General features: G+C 69.0%; 1 protein-coding gene. It reads left to right on the forward strand.

The window, feature by feature from the left end; genetic code table 11:
* On the forward strand, positions 1-700 hold a 700-nt coding region (locus SSP24_RS42565), incomplete at both ends, for an NAD(P)/FAD-dependent oxidoreductase (RefSeq protein ID WP_141316646.1).

Consider the following 700-nt stretch of genomic DNA (forward strand, 5'->3'; position numbering starts at 1 on the left):
TGAGCGACGTCCGTAACGTGATCATCATCGGCTCCGGGCCCGCCGGCTACACGGCGGCGCTCTACACCGCGCGCGCGTCGCTGAAGCCACTGGTGTTCGAGGGTGCCGTCACCGCCGGTGGTGCGCTGATGAACACCACGGACGTGGAGAACTTCCCGGGCTTCCAGGACGGCATCATGGGCCCCGAGCTCATGGACAACATGCGCGCCCAGGCGGAGCGCTTCGGCGCCGAGCTCGTTCCGGACGACGTCGTCAACGTCGACCTGACCGGTGAGATCAAGACCGTCACCGACACCGCCGGCACGGTGCACCGGGCGAAGGCCGTGATCGTCGCCACCGGCTCGCAGCACCGCAAGCTCGGCCTGCCGGGCGAGGACGCCCTGTCCGGCCGCGGTGTCTCCTGGTGCGCCACCTGTGACGGCTTTTTCTTCAAGGACCAGGACATCGCCGTGATCGGCGGCGGCGACACCGCGATGGAGGAGGCCACCTTCCTCTCGCGCTTCGCCCGCTCCGTGACGGTCGTCCACCGCCGCGACACCCTGCGCGCCTCCAAGGCGATGCAGGAGCGTGCCTTCGCCGACCCGAAGATCACGTTCGTGTGGGACAGCGAGGTCGCCGAGATCCAGGGCGACGGGAAGCTCTCCGGTCTGAAGCTGCGCAACGTCAAGACCGGCGAGCTGTCGGACCTGCCGGTGACCGG

This window comes from Streptomyces spinoverrucosus, assembly GCF_006539505.1.
In the GTDB taxonomy this organism is placed as follows: Bacteria; Actinomycetota; Actinomycetes; order Streptomycetales; family Streptomycetaceae; genus Streptomyces; species Streptomyces spinoverrucosus.